The sequence below is a fragment of the Paraburkholderia sp. RAU2J genome (assembly GCF_003634845.1).
GTDB lineage: Bacteria > Pseudomonadota > Gammaproteobacteria > Burkholderiales > Burkholderiaceae > Paraburkholderia > Paraburkholderia fynbosensis.
Window position 1 is genome coordinate 679,017 of the sequence record NZ_RBXG01000003.1, and the last position, 14,812, is coordinate 693,828.

The 14,812-nt window shown below is 62.5% G+C and carries 12 protein-coding genes and 1 pseudogene; 4 read left to right on the forward strand and 9 right to left on the reverse strand.

Features of this window, described 5'->3' with window-relative positions:
* Nucleotides 1–81: 81 nt before the first annotated feature.
* The 5 genes and pseudogenes from B0G69_RS34565 to B0G69_RS34580 form a co-directional block, all read right to left on the reverse strand.
* Nucleotides 82–1,401 (reverse strand): HAMP domain-containing sensor histidine kinase, encoded by a 1,320-nt coding sequence (locus tag B0G69_RS34565; RefSeq protein WP_121324597.1) that lies wholly within the window; start codon nucleotides 1,399–1,401, stop codon nucleotides 82–84.
* Nucleotides 1,398–2,138 carry a response regulator gene (locus B0G69_RS34570; protein WP_121324598.1) on the reverse strand — a complete coding sequence of 247 codons (741 nt, stop codon included), beginning with the start codon at nucleotides 2,136–2,138 and terminating at the stop codon, nucleotides 1,398–1,400. Before B0G69_RS34570 ends, B0G69_RS34565 begins: the two co-directional genes overlap by 4 nt.
* Before the next feature lie 7 nt (nucleotides 2,139–2,145).
* Nucleotides 2,146–2,268, reverse strand: coding sequence for a hypothetical protein (locus B0G69_RS42875; protein WP_277873602.1), 123 nt, complete (start codon nucleotides 2,266–2,268; stop codon nucleotides 2,146–2,148).
* Nucleotides 2,265–2,636 (reverse strand): GFA family protein, encoded by a 372-nt coding sequence (locus B0G69_RS34575; RefSeq protein WP_121324599.1) that lies wholly within the window; start codon nucleotides 2,634–2,636, stop codon nucleotides 2,265–2,267. Before B0G69_RS34575 ends, B0G69_RS42875 begins: the two co-directional genes overlap by 4 nt.
* A 296-nt stretch (nucleotides 2,637–2,932) precedes the next feature.
* Nucleotides 2,933–3,190 (reverse strand): annotated as a pseudogene (locus B0G69_RS34580) (GntR family transcriptional regulator); the annotation flags it as partial.
* Between the two features lie 207 nt (nucleotides 3,191–3,397).
* Between B0G69_RS34580 and B0G69_RS42880 the strand changes: the two are divergent.
* The gene (locus B0G69_RS42880; RefSeq protein ID WP_277873603.1) at nucleotides 3,398–3,526 is read left to right on the forward strand and encodes a hypothetical protein; all 129 of its coding nucleotides are present in this window, start codon (nucleotides 3,398–3,400) and stop codon (nucleotides 3,524–3,526) included.
* A gap of 24 nt (nucleotides 3,527–3,550) precedes the next feature.
* On the opposite strand, the gene B0G69_RS34585 is transcribed toward B0G69_RS42880, so the two are convergent.
* From B0G69_RS34585 to B0G69_RS34595, 3 genes are all read right to left on the reverse strand, one after another.
* Nucleotides 3,551–4,696 carry a branched-chain amino acid ABC transporter substrate-binding protein gene (locus B0G69_RS34585; RefSeq protein WP_121324600.1) on the reverse strand — a complete coding sequence of 382 codons (1,146 nt, stop codon included), beginning with the start codon at nucleotides 4,694–4,696 and terminating at the stop codon, nucleotides 3,551–3,553.
* Nucleotides 4,697–4,820: 124 nt separating this feature from the next.
* Nucleotides 4,821–6,050, reverse strand: coding sequence for an FAD-binding oxidoreductase (locus B0G69_RS34590; RefSeq protein ID WP_121324601.1), 1,230 nt, complete (start codon nucleotides 6,048–6,050; stop codon nucleotides 4,821–4,823).
* Nucleotides 6,050–7,486, reverse strand: a complete 1,437-nt coding sequence (locus B0G69_RS34595; protein WP_121324602.1) for an amino acid permease — start codon at nucleotides 7,484–7,486, stop codon at nucleotides 6,050–6,052. The genes B0G69_RS34590 and B0G69_RS34595 overlap by 1 nt, the downstream gene beginning before the upstream one ends.
* A gap of 303 nt (nucleotides 7,487–7,789) precedes the next feature.
* Here B0G69_RS34595 and B0G69_RS34600 point away from each other — a divergent pair, with 303 nt between their 5' ends.
* The 3 genes from B0G69_RS34600 to B0G69_RS34615 all read left to right on the forward strand — a co-directional run bounded on the left by B0G69_RS34600 (nucleotide 7,790) and on the right by B0G69_RS34615 (nucleotide 12,337).
* A complete protein-coding gene (locus B0G69_RS34600) occupies nucleotides 7,790–9,193 on the forward strand; it encodes a PLP-dependent aminotransferase family protein (protein WP_121324603.1) in 1,404 nt (467 codons plus the stop codon).
* A gap of 595 nt (nucleotides 9,194–9,788) precedes the next feature.
* Entirely contained in the window at nucleotides 9,789–10,832 is a 1,044-nt protein-coding gene (locus tag B0G69_RS34610; RefSeq protein ID WP_199731463.1) for a patatin-like phospholipase family protein, read from the forward strand.
* Nucleotides 10,833–10,834: 2 nt separating this feature from the next.
* The gene (locus B0G69_RS34615; RefSeq protein WP_121324605.1) at nucleotides 10,835–12,337 is read left to right on the forward strand and encodes a GntP family permease; all 1,503 of its coding nucleotides are present in this window, start codon (nucleotides 10,835–10,837) and stop codon (nucleotides 12,335–12,337) included.
* Nucleotides 12,338–12,480: 143 nt separating this feature from the next.
* On the opposite strand, the gene B0G69_RS34620 is transcribed toward B0G69_RS34615, so the two are convergent.
* Entirely contained in the window at nucleotides 12,481–13,884 is a 1,404-nt protein-coding gene (locus B0G69_RS34620) for a replication initiation protein (protein ID WP_175159624.1), read from the reverse strand.
* Nucleotides 13,885–14,812: the final 928 nt, after the last annotated feature.

Genomic DNA, 14,812 nt, shown 5'->3' on the forward strand with positions numbered 1-14,812 from the left:
GAAATGATGCGATTCACATTTGAATCGCGGCCGGCATCTCGCGCTTCATCGCGTCGCACCATTTCACTGAACGGCCCGCGCCTAAAGCAGCTTCCTCAGCGTCAGACGCGCCTCCAGACCACCCCCCTCGCGGTTCTGCAATGTCAACGTCGCATCCATCGCCAGCGCGAGTTGCCGCGCGATGGCGAGACCGAGCCCCGTGCCGCCCGTATGGCGATTGCGCGATGTCTCCACCCGGTAGAACGGCTCGAACACCGCTTCCAGCGATTCGGCCGGTATGCCGGGGCCATTGTCGAGCACGCTGACCGTCGTCTGCCCATCGTGCACCGCCGTGATCCTGATCTCGGCTGCGCCGCCAAACTTCAATGCATTGTCGACGAGGTTGCCCACGATGCGGCGCAATGCCTGCGGCCGAGTCGTCACCGACATGCCGAAGCGGCCTTCCAGAGACACGTCCTGACCAGCATCGACGTAATCGAAGACGAGGCTGTCGAATAGCGCATCCGGATCGATGCGGCACGGCAGCTCGGTCGTGCCGTGCATCGTCCGGGCGTACGTCACGCCTTCTTTGACCAGCGTCTCCATCTCCTGCAAATCCTGCCTGAGCTTTGCGCCCTGTGCGTCGTCGTCCATCACGTCGACGCGCAAGCGCATGCGCGTGATCGGCGTTTGCAGATCGTGCGAGATCGCCGCGAGAATCTGCATGCGCTCGGTCATGTACGTCGCGATCCGGTCCTGCATCGCGTTGAATGCACGCGCGGCACGTGCCACTTCCGAAGGTCCGTTTTCCGGCAGGCGGTCCGCTTTCAGATCGGGGCCAAGCGTGTCGGCCGCCAGCGCCAGTTGATGCAGCGGGCGCGTCGCGAGCCGCACGGCGAGCCAGCAGCACGCGGCCAGCACCACCAGTTGCAATAGCAGCACCAGCAGCAGCCAGCGCGACAATGGCGCGCCCGACATCGGACGCATATCGATCGTCAGCGGCGTTCCGTCGCTCAACTTCAGATGCACCTGCAGGCGTTCGCGGTCGCCGGGGACCGCGTTCACCGTCAGCGGATAACGGTTGCCGATGCCGAGATCGATCGAGCGCGCGACACGCTCCGAGAGACTCGCATCGACAGGCTCGCCGCTCACGCCGGGCCCGAGAACGAACTCGTAGCTGCGCCGTGCGAGACGCGGCAGCCACTGGGCCCGCTCATCAGGCGGCAAATGGTCGAGCAGCGCCACCGAACTGGCGACCTCGCGTTCGATGTAGCCCATCATCACATGGGTCATCGTCTGGTCGCGTTCGGTCATCGTGAGCCAGAACGACAGCGTCTGCGCGAGCGCCAGTCCGACGAACAGGATCACGGCGAGTCGCGCGAACAGCGTGCGGGGCCAGCGCGGCCATGACGCTGCCATCATTCCGGATCCCCGATGGTGGTCACGGCGGCGGAGAATACGTAGCCTTCGCTACGCAGTGTCTTGATGTAACGCGGCTCGCGGGCAACATCCCTCAGGCGTTGACGCAGACGGCTCACCATCAGATCGATCGAACGGTCGAACTGATCGGCCTGGCGGCCCTGAGTCAGATTGAGCAGTTGATCGCGCGTCAACACCCGCTGCGCATGATCGAGGAATACGCGCAGCAAGCGATATTCGGCGCCGCTCAAAGCGACCATCGTGCCTTCCGCATCGAGCAGATGACGCGCGGTGGTATCGAGCCGCCAGTCGCCGAAGCACAGCATTTGCGCCGATTCAGTCACCTCCATGCCAGGCGGTAGCATCCGCGCGCGGCGCAGCACCGAGCGAATCCGCGCGAGCAGTTCACGCACGGCAAACGGCTTGGGCAGATAGTCGTCGGCGCCCATTTCCAGACCGACGATCCGATCGGCTTCCTCGTTGCGGGCGGTGAGCATCAGCACGGGCACGGCGCGGAATTTGCCCGCGCGCAGTTCGCGGCACAGCACGAGACCGTCCTCGCCCGGCAGCATCAGGTCGAGCACGATCAGATCGGGCGCGCCGTGCTCGAGCACGGCGCGCATCTGATGACCGTTGGCTGCGAGCGACACACGCATGCCGTTCTTCTCGAGGTAAGTCGCCAGCAATTCGCGGATACCGCGGTCGTCGTCGACGATCAATACATGGTCGGTCGTTTCCATCGAGGCACTATCTCTTACGGCGGTTGAACTGCACCCCGCTCGCCTGGACCAGCGTGCATTGCAGCGGATGCGCCAGCTCGGTCGCGAAACCGCCGGCGATGAACAGGACGATTGCCAGTAACCGCTTCATGCGTCCTCCAGCACGGAGAGGCTGGCGCCGTCGGCAACGCCCGCTTCCAGCGTATATGGGTCGACACCTTCGAGGCAACCGATATTGACGCGCCATTGCTGCGGGTCTTTGCGCGTTTGATGAAATGGATAAATGCCGCAGTGCTTGCAGAAGTAGTGCTTCGCCACCTTCGTGTTGAACTGGTAAAGCGTCAGCGCATCCTCGCCACTCAAGATTTTCAGTTGGCTCGCGGGGAACATCGGCGTCATCAGCGCGCCCTTGCGTCGGCACAGGCTGCAGTTGCATCGTCCGGCGGGAACGATCGCAGTGCGAACTTCGAATTGGACGGCCCCGCAATGGCAGGAACCTTTCAGCGAATCGGCGCTCATGGTGGTCTCGGTGATTGGCAACGATTGCTTTATAGCCTGGTTCACCGCACCAATTGTGTCGCAGTGTATCTACCGGTCTGGCCGATACATAACATTGCAATAGGCGCTGTTTCTGGCCGCGAAACCGCCCTCTTAAGCGGCATCAAGCGGGATCAAGCGGCATCGATCGACCGATGAAGCGAGCACTGGGGACCCAAAAAACTGGGACGCGGCGCTAGCTATCCTGCGCCGTGCTCGACACGCCAGAGACGTCGGTCGCGCCCACCCAACGACCGGGTCGATCCGAGTTCGAGCGGGCGCTCGCTGTTGTCGAGCACGAACGTGCCGATCCCTTGGCGCGTTTCGACCAGCCCCGAGGCTTGCAATCGCAGGATCGCCTCGCGCACCACCGTCCGGCTCACGCCCTAGGTACGGGTCAGTTCGAATTCACCCGGAAGTTTGACGCCCGGTGGGAGGACGCCGGAACGGATCTCTTCCGTCAGGGAATCCAGCACGTCCTGCGCGAGGCTACGTGGCCGACGCCTAGCGGTTCCAGTTGGTGTCGACGTTGGCATTGCGAAATCCCCGAATGTTTGGCGTCGAAACGGCTCGATGACTATAAGGTCAGGCGCTGCCGCCCCCGATTGGGTGGACAGTCATGGTTGACATGTCCCAGATACCTTAACTGATTCGCCACATGTTGTACGATGACTCACAACAATTGCTCCAAAATATGAGCGCGCATCGCTGATCCCCATCCTCGTGCGTCCTATCTGGCCGTTGTGCCTGTCATCGTGCTATCGGGCGAAATTGTCGAGACGCGAGGCGCGAGCAATCTGGCGACGGCAGAACTCGCGCATCCCTATTCGAAGGTGCTGGTCGATTCGTCGCGCCGTATCTCGCATGCCTGAGCGCACGGCGCACTGTGGGCGCCGTCAGACACCGCCCACCGTCTTCACGCTCTTCCACTGTCCCTGCTGCACCTGGAACAGCGTGTAAGGCGGCTTGATCAGATCGCCATACGGATCGAAGGTAATCTTGCCGGTCACGCCATTGACGGAGACTTTCCCCAGGCTGTCGACGATCTTCGCGCGATCCAGCGAATCGGCATCGTGAATCGCCTTGATCATCGCAAGCGCGGCGTCATACGCGAACGGCGCGTACAGCTCGACATCCTGATTGAAGCGCGCCTTGTAACGCTTGCTGAAGTCCTGCGCGGCGGGAAGTTTGTCGAGGGCCGGCCCGGGCTCGAGGTCCTGCGTGCCGTTACCGGCCGTGCCGGCGATCTGCAGAAACGCATTGCTCTTCAACGCACCTGCACCGAACAGTTGCGCGGGCATGCCGAGCGAGCGCATCTGCTTGATCAGCATCGCGCCCTGCTCGTCCAGTCCGCCGAAGAAAATCAGATCGACGTTCTTGCTCTTGAGCGTCGTAAGAATGGCGCGGAAATCGACGGCCTTGTCGTTGGTGAATTCACGATCGACGATATTGCCGTTCGCTTCTTTCACACCCTTTTCGAAGGCATCGGCGAGACCCTGTCCGAATGCCGTGCGGTCGTCGATAATGCCGATCCGCCTGGCCTTCATCTGATCGACCACGAAGTGCCCGGCCACCACCCCGCCGACGCCGTCGTGCCCCATCGTGCGAAACACGTTCTTGTAGCCCTGTTTGGTCAGTTGCGGATTGGTCGAGCCGGGCGTGATCATCGCGACATTCGCCTGGTGGTAGACGGTCGACGCGGGAATGCTGCAGCCGGAGTTGTAGTGGCCGATCACGCCGACCACCCCGCTATCGACCAGCTTCTGTGCAACCTGAATCGCCACGCGCGGGTCGGCCTGATCGTCCTGCACGTCGAGCACGAACTTGACTGGCTTGCCGCCCACTGTCGGATGCCGGGCGTTTTCCTCGTCGAGCGCCAGTTGCGCGCCGTACTGCAGGTCTTTGCCGACCCGCGCCACAGGACCGGTCAGCGGTCCGACAAAACCAATCTTGACGATTTGCGGATCGGCGGCCCAGGACAGCGGCACATGCGCGCCCAAGGCGCAAACGGCCAGACTCAAAAGCCAATAGCGGCGATTCATGATGCACTCCTTGCGAGATGTCGCGTCGCGCGTTGCGGTTCGACCGATCCGGTGCGCGACGCGGCGAGATTGTCCTGAGATGCCTGCTGCAAAAAACGTCTACTATCGCGGCCGTCGCACGATGCTAGAAACGCGTGGCCGCGTAAGGCGCGAGATCGAGCGGCGGGGTGCGCCGCGCAATCAGATCGGCGACGATGCGTCCGCTCACGCCGGCCAGCGTCAAGCCGAGATGCTGATGGCCGAATGCGTAGATCACGCGCTCGCTCGCGCGTGAGCGGCCGAGCACCGGTACGCCATCCGGCAAGGTCGGCCGGAATCCTAACCAGTTGTTGTCGGGTGTATCGAGCGCGGGCAGCGCGCGCTTCGACGAAAACGTCAGCAGGTCGATCAGCGAGCGATTGCGAGTCGTGCTGAAGCCGCCCAGTTCGACGGTGCCCGCGACGCGAATTCCGTCGCTCATCGGCGTCATGTAAAAGCCGCGCTCGGCCCAGCCGATCGGCCGCGAAATCAGTTGCTGCGCGCCCGGATAGCGCACGTGGTAGCCGCGCTCGGTATCGAGCGGCACGCTGTCTCCGCATTGTCTGGCGAATTGCGCGGAGCGCGCGCCGGTAGCGACCACCACGTGACTGAAGCGCCGCTCGCGGCCGTCGGCCGTCACGCTCACGCCGTCCGCGTGAGGCTGCAGCGTGCCGACGGTCGCGCGTTCGAACTTCAGCCCTTGCGCGGCAAGCTGATCGTACAAGGTCTGCAGAAAGCCCTGCGGGTCGGAGAAATGCCAACTGTCGCTGAACAGCACACCTCGCTCGAAAATCGGCGCGAGCGACGGTTCCAGCGCGCGGATATCGGCGGCGGCAAGCACGTCGAACGCGACGCCGAGTTGCCGGCGCAGATCGAGCGCGGCACGCGCGCCGTCGAACGACGCGCCGCTCGAATACAGATACAGGCACTCGCGCGGCCGGACGAACCGCGCCAGTTCCCCGTTCGCGAGCAACGGCGCGTAGCCGCCCTGCGCGTGGCCGAGCAACGCAGCGAGCGCGCCCGCACTCGCCTCATACCGACGCGGCAGCGAGCTCATCATGAAGCGCGCGAGCCACGGCGCGAGCTGCGGCAGATAAGCCCAACGCAGTCTGAACGGACTGTCGCTCGACAACAGGAAACGCGGCAGGTCGCGGAACACCGACGGGTTGTTCACGGGGATGCACGCATAGTGCGCGAACGTTCCGGCGTTGCCGAACGACGCGCCCTGGCCGACGCCTGACGGATCGAACAGCGTGACGCGATGACCGTCGCGCATGAGCGCCGCGGCGCTCGCGAGGCCGATGAATCCCGCTCCGATGATGGCGATGTCCGGCATCACTTGCGTCCTTCAATGGCCTGTTGGCCGATCGGCGACAGATAGCCGGTGGCGCAACCGTCGTGCGATGACGGCTGGCGTTTGGCCGTCAGCAGATACGCCGCCGAGGCCACCGCGAGGCTCGCCGCGCTCGCCATCAACTGCGGGCGCAGCGCGGGGTCGGCGCCCATGGCGGCGAGGACACCGGCAATCGCCGCGACGACCGCATACGACAGCCAGGGGAACAGCCACATTCTGAGCGTCAGCCGTTGCGGATCGGTGGCCTCGATGCGCCGGCGGATGCGGATTTGCGCCAGCGCGGTCACCAGATAAACGAACAGCATCACCGCGCCGGACGCGTTCACGAGAAACAGAAACACGCCCTGTGGCGACACGATGGCCGCGACGATCGCCACATAGCCCACCACGCTGCTTAGCAACACGGCGAGCCGCGGCACTTTGTTCGACGTCAGTTTCAGCAGCGACTTCGGCGCATCGCCGCGCTCGGCGAGTCGAAAGAGAATCCGCGACGACACGTACAGGCCGGAGTTCAGCGCGGAGAGCACGGCGACGAGCACGATCGCGTTCATGATGTCGGCGGCGCCGGGGATCCGCATCGTTTCCAGTGCGGCGACGAACGGGGAGTGCCCGGTCACGATGCTGCTCCACGGCACGATGCACGCGATCAGGAACATCGAACCGACGTAGAACGTGATGACGCGCAGGATCACCGAGCGCGTCATCGCTGCGACGCTTTTCGCCGGATCATCGGATTCCGCTGCGGCAATCGTGGCGATTTCGGCACCGCCGACCGCGAAGATCACCGTCGGCACCGCCGCGAAGATCGACATTGCGCCGAACGGCATGAAGCCGTGATGGCCGATCAGATTCGCCACCGCGCTGCCGGCCGGGCTAAAGCCGAGCAGATACCCAGCGCCGATTGCGATGAAGACGATGATCGCCGCGACCTTGATCGATGCGAACCAGAACTCGAACTCGCCATACGATTTGACCGACAGCAGGTTGATCACCGTCATGATCGACAGCAGGACGAGGCCGATCATCCAGACCGGCGCGGGAATCCAGCGTTGCAGGATCGCCGCGCCGGCCACCGCCTCGACCGCGACGACGATCACCCAAAAATACCAGTACAGCCAGCCATTCGTAAAACCGGCCCAATTGCCGAGACCGACGCGCGCATATTCGGTGAACGAGCCGACGCCCGGCACGGCGAGCGCCATCTCACCGAGCATGCGCATCACCATCAATACGACGATGCCGGCCACCAGATACGACACGCACGCGGCCGGACCGACGCTCGCCAACGTCGCGCTGCTGCCGACGAAAAGCCCCGCGCCGATGATGCCGCCTAGCGCAATCATCGTGACGTGCCGCTGACGCAACGCGGCGCCGAGTGTCGGCGTGGGATCGGAAGAGGAGGACTGCGGGACGCTCATCAAACAACTCCTGCTGAGGGATGGCTGAACATGCGCCGGACAGTGCCGGCGCCGCCATGGCGAAGCACGTCGCCAGACAAACTCTGATGCCTAGAATCACACAATATTTTTTTGTGTGCAATTAAAACGCTCATTGTGTGGCCCTGGCGTTTTCCCTGGCCTGCGTGGACTGGGCTTCCTGCGGGCCGCCGTGTTGGCGTTTGAGCGATGCGAGGCTTGCAGTCGGACAACCGTGGTATAGAATCGGCAAACCTTCGCACAATTTACGGACAAAGCTGGTTTTGTATGGAGACACGCAAACTCATGGTTTCTGGCAAAGACGCCGCCCGCATCGCCAAAGGCGCGCCGGAGCAGGCAAAGCGCTCCACCTATATCGAGGTGTCCAGTTCGATCGAGAGCGAGATCCGCAGCGGCATTTATCCGCCCGGCAGCCGGCTTCCGCCGCAGCGGCAACTGGCGACCGAGCTCGGTATCAACGTGTCGACGGTGTCGCGGGCGTATAAGGAATTGCAGTTGCGCGGCCTCGTGATCGGCAGTAAGCGGCGCGGCTCGCTGGTCACGGGCGGAGCGATGCCGAGCGTCGAACCCGTGCAGGCAGCGAGCAATGCGGCGATCGACCTGACCGTGAACCGGCCGGCGACCGGCGAATTTCTCGACTGTCTCGCGCGCACGCTTGCGGACCTGCCGCGCGACCCTCGCTATGCGCAATTGCAGGAATATCAGCCGCCACAAGGACCGCTGTGGGCGCGCGCCGCCGGTGCGCGCTGGATGAGCGCGCCGGGTTTCACGCCATCGCCCGATCACGTGGTCGTGACGAGCGGCGCGCAGCACGGTCTGTATGCGGTGCTCAACAGTCTGATCGGCACCGACGGCGTCATCCTCGCCGATCAACTCACCTACTACGGCCTCAAAGCGTTGGCACCGGTTTTCCAGTTCGAGATCGTTGGCATTCCTAGTGATCGCGACGGTCTGTTGACCGACGAAGTCGAGGCCGTGTGCCGACGCCGTTGCGTGAAGGCGATCTTCACGGTGCCCAATCTGCAGAATCCGACCGTCACCACGATGAGCCTCGAACGCCGCATGGCCCTCGCCGACATTGCGCGGCGGCACGGCGTGCCGATCATCGAAGACGACGTCTATGGGCCGCTCGTTTCGCAACGCCTGCCAACGATCGCAAGCCTGTGTCCCGAGCTGACGTTCCATATCGCGGCAACCTCGAAGATCCTCGCGCCCGGGTTACGGCTCGGCTATCTGCTCAGTCCGCCGGACAGTTCGGCGTTGTGCGCAGAAGCCGTGCGAACCACCGCGTGGATGCCCGCGCCGATGTCGATGCTGATTGCGTCGATCTGGATCGAGAACGGCACTGCGCGGCGCATCATGGACGCGCAACTCACCGAGATCCGCGCGCGCCAGGATCTCGCGCGAGAATTGCTACCCTCTGATCTGCTGCAAACTGACCCGGCCTGCATGTTCGTGTGGCTCAAGTTGCCGCCGCCCTGGCGTGCCGACGATTTCGCGGCAAACGCGAAAGCGCGGGGCGTGGTGGTGATGCCGTCTTCGGCATTCGCGGTGGATCGGTCGGAGATCGAGCACGGTGTGCGGATCAATCTTGCGTGCGCGACGAGCCGTGATCAGCTGGTGAGCGCGTTAAGGTTGTTGACGGGAACGCTCAAAGACCGTCCGCGTGCGCTGTTCGGGACGATCTGAAGCAAGGACGGTGCTCGACTCCCATACGTCATTGGCCGCCACTCGATGCCAGGCACGCATGAGTCGGATGCTGGATTTCATGCGGCAGATCAGGCCTCATGCCGTGGCGCTTTTAAGTCGTGATCTGTCAATGAAGATGTACGCTCCCGCGTCATTCCTCACGGGTTTGCTACACCCTTTTTTTGACCGCGTCGTGACTGCGCTCGCGCACACCCTCCCCCTCTCCCCGTCACTGAGCACAATCAATATCGGCTCGCAAGCGAACAAAATATCGCCTCGATCCGGGCAACCGCCACGCGCGCGCATCCTGGCGAATACCCTTGACTTTTGAGCAGCAGGCCCTTTCAATACGAAACGTCTGCCAGTTCGTTTTGCCCCGTATTGCTCTTTAGCGTAATACGCACATCCATTCAAAATTCAGACGTTCCCAGCAGCGCGATCTCTTTACAACGCGGTTTATTCGTTCACCGTTTGCATTGAATAGCCGCCCGCCACTCTCGGTTTTTGCTGTCGTTTCTGCCCCGCCAGTTTTCTTTGTCCGCCGTGTATTCGGCTTCAGCTCGCGACATGGAGCACTCCTTACAACGGAGTTGTCTTGGCTGCCTCGAAAGATCAACCAGTGCGTCACGCGCCCGCCCGTATCGACCTCGCCTTGCAAGGCGGCGGTTCACATGGCGCCTTCACATGGGGTGTCCTCGACCGTCTGCTCGAAGAACCCTGGATACAGATTGAAGGGATCTCCGGCACATCGGCAGGCGCAATGAACGCGGCCGTGCTCGTGAGCGGCTATCAATTGGACGGTGCGACCGGCGCGCGCGCCGCGCTCGAAGCTTTCTGGCGACGCGTGTCCGACGCCGCGGTCTTCAGTCCGTTCCGGCGCAGCCCGTTCGACGCACTGATGGGTCGCTGGACGCTCGACCATTCACCGCTGTTCATCGCGATGGATCTCGCGGCGCGGGTGTTCTCGCCTTACGACATGAATCCGCGGGGCGTCAATCCGCTGCAAAAGATCCTCGATGAGTCGATCGACTTCGCCCATTTGCGCGACGCGCCGATCAAGCTCTTCATCACCGCGACCCGGGTGCGCACCGGCCAGGCGCGCGTGTTTCGCAACGCCAATCTGTCGGCCGAGGTGCTGCTCGCGTCGAGCTGTCTGCCGACGCTGTTCCAGGCGGTCAACATCGACGGTGACGACTACTGGGACGGCGGCTACGCCGGTAATCCGACCATCACGCCGCTGGTTCGCGAATGCACGTCGAGCGATACGCTGCTGATTCAGGTCAATCCGGTCGAACGGGATGAAACGCCCCGCACCGCGCGCGACATCATCAGCCGTCTCAATGAAGTCGCGTTCAACGCGCCGCTGCTCAAGGAACTGCGGATGATCGCGCTGCTGCGCCGCGCGGCGGACGCGGGTAGTGACGAAGGGCGTCACTGGGCCGAAATGCGCATCCACCGGATCGCCAGCGAAGCAATGACGAAGCTCGGCTACTCGTCGAAGCTCAATGCCGAGTGGGCGTTTCTGACGATGCTGCGCGACGAAGGCCGGCGGGCCGCCGACGCCTTTCTCACCGAACACGCCGATTCGATCGGCGTGCGCTCTTCGCTCGATCTCGACGCATTGCTCGACGGAGTTTGATCATGGACGTCATCACCCTGTCACCGCTCGCGGTGGGCCTCGGCCTGTTCGGCATGCTCGCGAGTCTCGCACTGTTGATCGGCTTCGCGTATCGCGGCTGGAGCGTGCTGCTGCTCGCGCCGTTTGCCGCCATGCTCGCCGCGGCGATTTCCGGTGAGCCCGTGCTCGCGCACTGGACCCAGACCTTCATGAACAGCGCCGCGCGTTTTCTCGCGCAGTTCTTTCCGTTGTTCCTGCTCGGCGCGCTGTTCGGCAAGCTGATGGAGGACAGCGGTTCCGTCAAGGCGATTGCGAGCTTCATGACGGAAAAGCTCGGCGCGCACCGGGCGATTCTCGCGGTCGTGATCGGCGGTGCGCTCGTCACCTACGGCGGCGTCAGTCTGTTCGTGGCATTTTTCGTGATCGCGCCGATGGCGACCGCGTTGTTCCAGGCGGCCAATATTCCGCGCCGCCTGATGCCTGCGGCGATTGCGCTCGGCACGTCGACCTTCACGATGTCCGCGCTGCCCGGCACGCCTGCGATCCAGAACGCGATTCCGATGCCGTTCTTCGGCACGACACCGTTCGCCGCGCCCGGATTGGGCGTGATCGCGAGCATCGTGATGGTGGGCTTCGGGTTGTGGTGGCTGTCGCTGCAACAGTCCCGCGCGCGCGCGGCGAACGAGAGTTTCGACGGCTTCGGCGGCACCGCCTCGGTGCCGGTGGCGAAGCCCGCGCCCAATGCAAAGCTCGTGCGTGAGCGCGCCACCGTGTCGCAGAGCTTCGACCCTGAAGAGATCGAGCACGGACACATCAGCAGCGATCTGCCTTCGTTCGGCGTCGCGATGACACCGCTCGTGCTGGTGGTGTGCGTGAACTTCGTGATGAACGTGATCGTGCTGCCGCGCATCGACGCCGACTATCTCGCGGATGTCCGTTGGGGCGAGACGTCGCTAGCGGCGGTCGGTGGCGTGTGGGGCGTGTGCGTGGCGCTCGCGGCGGCGATCGTCGCGCTGATCGTGCTCAACCGGCGTCGCCTGCCCGCGTTGCGCGATACCGTCGATGCCGGTGCGAATGCGTCGGTGTTGCCGGTGCTGAGCGTCGGCAGCCTGGTCGGCTATGGCGCTGTCATCGCGGCGTTGCCCGCGTTTGCGCTGGTGCGCGAATGGGTGCTCGGCGTGGGCGGTGGTCCGCTCGTGTCGCTGGCGGTCGCGACGAATCTGCTCGCGGCGCTGACGGGCTCCGCATCCGGCGGGCTGACTATTGCACTCGATGCGCTTGGCAGCACCTATCTGCAACTGGCCGCGCAACACGGTATCGACCCGTCCCTGCTGCATCGGGTCGCGGTGATTTCGTCGGGTACGCTCGATAGCCTGCCGCATAACGGCGCGGTAGTAACGTTGCTGGCGGTGTGCGGGTCGACGCATCGGGAGAGCTATCGGGACATTGTGATCGTCGGCATTCTCGGCGCGTTGCTGGCGCTGGTTGTTGTGATTGTGCTCGGGTCGATTGTTGGGTCGTTTTAGGGCGGTGCGCGCGGTGTTGGGCGTCGGTCGTGGGGTGAGGTTGGTTGTGCGATTGGAAGACCCACGCGCTTCTTCCGCACCTCGCGACAAAACGAACAAACGACATCCAACCGCGACGACGGCCGGTGAAGCCTGGCGACGCCTCAGGCCGCTGCGCGCGCCGAATTCATCCGCCCGAAAACAAACTGCCCGAGGTACCAGACCAACTCGGTGTTCGACAGGATCGCGTCCTCCGTCACCGTCGACGGTTCGAGCTTCATTCGTCGCAGCATCAGCTTGCCTTCCCGCGATGCCATCCACGCGTGCATCAGATCCTTGCGTGTCTTCGCGTCGGCCGCGTTGAAGTGGTCACGGCCCTTGCGCGAGTCCTCGTTCATGCGGGCGCGCACTTCCTCTTCGCGCGACGCAACGCTAAGCGCCACCGACTTTCTCGCCTCGGATTTGGCCACCTGTTCCTGCGTTTCGTCGGCGAGAAGCTTGGCCTGAACGTCGACCATCGTTCGTTCGGCTTCGGACATCTTCCAGTTGTCGCGCAGCGCTCGCATCAGGTAACCCGCGGGGCTCTTCTTGACCTGCCCGCGTTGGACCCTGAATCGCGTGTATTCGACCGCCTGCTGGATGCGTTCGTCGGTCCATACATCCCGGTTCTCGGAAATTTCGCTGAACTGCTTGGTGGACAGCGCGAATTCGTCGGTGAGAATCTTGTACAGGTGACTCGCATCCGCGAGGCTGGCCAGCACGGCGTCCGCGGTGTCCTTGCGTTTGAGCAGGAATCGGATGCGGTCGATTTTTTTCGATGACGTTGACGCGGTTCGAGTCTCGTACGACAGCTCGATGTCCGAGACGTCGTTGATCTCACGGACCGCCGGCTCGAGCCAGTCGCGCTTGAAGTATTTGAAGATGGCCGCGTTCGCGCCCATTCTGCCGGGCCAGTTGCGCATCTCATCGAGCTGAATCCAGTCCGTCCGGCCAGCCGGCACGTGCGGCAGCACTTTGTCATAGATCGCGCGCGCGAGGCTGCGCGTGAACGCGGTCGAAATGCGCAGGCTCAGCCAGTGCGACTTTTGCGGATCACGGATGTGGGGGACCAGGCGTGGATGCACGTCGAAACGCATCCGCCCGCGGTGAAAACCGACCATCCCGATTAGCTGCACCTGGACCCACAAATCGTTCTCGTTAGGGTCACGGTCCATGGGCGTGTTGGTCACCCGGACCTTCGCGTTCTGCGCTTCATCGGCGATGGTGCGCAAGTGCTTGAGGTTGCGGCTGTCATAGCGCATCAACCACTTGAAGTAGTTCAGCTCGACGTCGTATTGATCGCGCTCATCGGTCTCCTGCGCAACGATGAAATACGCGGCATCGAGGAAGCGCCGCGCCGGCAAGCCCATGTTGACGATTTCAGTGAAGAAGTCATTGCGCTGATAGCCGATTTCACGATTGGCTTCATTGATTCGCAATCCCTGGTCGAACATGTCTTCGAACAACGCGAGCGCCATCTGGCGAGACGTTGCCTTCGATTTGCCCTCTTCCGGATTGTCCGACGCCATGTTTTTCATCCACTTTTTCGCTCCCGGGACTGTAGCACGCAGTGGTGAGCTGTCAACACACAGAACCTCACCTTCGATGAGGCGTCGCAGATGAATTGGGTAGTTCTCGCCAATTACGCACATAGAACCTCACCAACGACACAATCAACCTCACCACGACGGCGTGTCTTTCCCTCCCCGACTCCTTATTCCACGGGGGCTAGGCGTGGATCCTGCAGCGAGTGCACAACCTACCTCACCTTCTGATCGTGGCTCGGGGTGAAGCACACCTAACCTCACCTTGATGTGGAAGGAGTCTCACCTTACTGCACAATTGACCGCACCTATTCGCACACCGCACCTCACCTTTGACACATCTGACCTCACCTTTTCGAGGTTAAGTCATTGAATCAAATGTGGATAGAAATTCTCTGTTGGTTTGTTGGCTTGTTTAGGTTTTAAAAAAAACAAACAAACCGGTAGTCAGGGATGAAGTCGTTGAGGTGTCTAACATGGTGAGGTTGATTGTGCTGTTGCTGTGCTTGCTAGATGCCCGGCACCGCGATGGTGAGGTTGGTTGTGTTTGAAATTCGCGCAGTCGCCTGTCATGTCGCGGCGGTACGGGGATTCCGACCTTTTTCGTGGACAGACGGCAGGGTGAGATTGATTGTGCGCGGCGAAAAGTAACGCCCACCACGGCATCGGTTGCTCACAAACAGCGTCGCTGGCCTCATCAAGGTGAGGTTGATTGTGCGGGCAGTTGGCCCGCTGCCTGCGCGATAGGGAAACCTGCACAACTGACCTCACCCTCTGCCGGTTTTTTGAGCAAACGGACTCGTTGGATTCCCCGTTTGCCTCTTGATGGTGAGGTCATTTGTGCATATTCGTTTTTCTACGAGCGGCGTGTCCTGTCAGGACGAGCCTAAATTCGACTTGAAATCGTCCATCG

Excerpts from the sequence above, each read along its gene's own strand:
- B0G69_RS34595 (WP_121324602.1), bottom strand. The coding sequence starts at position 7,486 with ATGAGCGTCCCGCAGTCCTCCTCTTCCGATCCCACGCCGACACTCGGC.
- B0G69_RS42875 (WP_277873602.1), bottom strand. The coding sequence starts at position 2,268 with ATGAAGCGGTTACTGGCAATCGTCCTGTTCATCGCCGGCGGTTTCGCG.
- B0G69_RS34565 (WP_121324597.1), bottom strand. The coding sequence starts at position 1,401 with ATGATGGCAGCGTCATGGCCGCGCTGGCCCCGCACGCTGTTCGCGCGA.
- B0G69_RS34585 (WP_121324600.1), bottom strand. The coding sequence starts at position 4,696 with ATGAATCGCCGCTATTGGCTTTTGAGTCTGGCCGTTTGCGCCTTGGGC.
- B0G69_RS34570 (WP_121324598.1), bottom strand. The coding sequence starts at position 2,138 with ATGGAAACGACCGACCATGTATTGATCGTCGACGACGACCGCGGTATC.
- B0G69_RS34575 (WP_121324599.1), bottom strand. The coding sequence starts at position 2,636 with ATGAGCGCCGATTCGCTGAAAGGTTCCTGCCATTGCGGGGCCGTCCAA.
- B0G69_RS34600 (WP_121324603.1), top strand. The coding sequence starts at position 7,790 with ATGGTTTCTGGCAAAGACGCCGCCCGCATCGCCAAAGGCGCGCCGGAG.
- B0G69_RS34620 (WP_175159624.1), bottom strand. The coding sequence starts at position 13,884 with ATGGCGTCGGACAATCCGGAAGAGGGCAAATCGAAGGCAACGTCTCGC.
- B0G69_RS34590 (WP_121324601.1), bottom strand. The coding sequence starts at position 6,050 with ATGCCGGACATCGCCATCATCGGAGCGGGATTCATCGGCCTCGCGAGC.
- B0G69_RS34615 (WP_121324605.1), top strand. The coding sequence starts at position 10,835 with ATGGACGTCATCACCCTGTCACCGCTCGCGGTGGGCCTCGGCCTGTTC.